The organism is Salinimicrobium oceani (assembly GCF_012037645.1).
The window spans coordinates 1-570 of the sequence record NZ_JAAVJR010000282.1 but is presented as its reverse complement, the minus strand read 5'-3'; the positions used below and the strand labels follow the sequence as shown (position 1 = coordinate 570).

At 42.6% G+C, this 570-nt stretch carries 1 protein-coding gene; it reads left to right on the top strand.

Annotated elements, in window-relative coordinates; genetic code table 11:
• The coding region (locus HC175_RS16735; protein WP_168139498.1) for a carbohydrate binding family 9 domain-containing protein at window positions 1-570 on the top strand (570 nt) is incomplete at both ends.

The window sequence follows — 570 nt, the reverse complement described above, 5'->3', positions numbered from 1 at the left end:
CGATCCCTGACAGTCTAAATACTGAAGTAAAGATCATTTATGATGACCTGGGGATCTATTTCGGCGCCACTTTAAAAGATCCTGAACCTTCAAAGATCATGACAGAACTGTCAGAACGTGACAATATTGGAGCTTCAGATTTCTTTTTTGTTCTGCTCAACGGCTATAATGACCGGCAGCAGAGTATGCAGTTTATCGTCACTTCTGCCGGAGTGCAGTATGATGCTAAAATGACCAATGGGTTTGAAGATTCTTCCTGGAATGCAGTATGGTACAGCGAAACCAAAATTACCGACCTAGGTTGGATAGCAGAAATTTTTATTCCCTATTCTGAGCTGCGCTTTCCGGAGAAAAAAATTCAGGAGTGGGGATTGCAGATGGAACGGGATTTTAGAAGGACCGGCACCCGTTATAGCTGGAGCCATGTAAACAACAAAAAAGGATCATTCTCCCTCTATGACGGTGAGATCCATGGGATCAAAAATATTGAGACACAGGTACGGCTTTCCTTCCAGCCTTATATTTCCTCTTACCTAACCAACTATGCGGGAGATACCGAAATGAATTTTA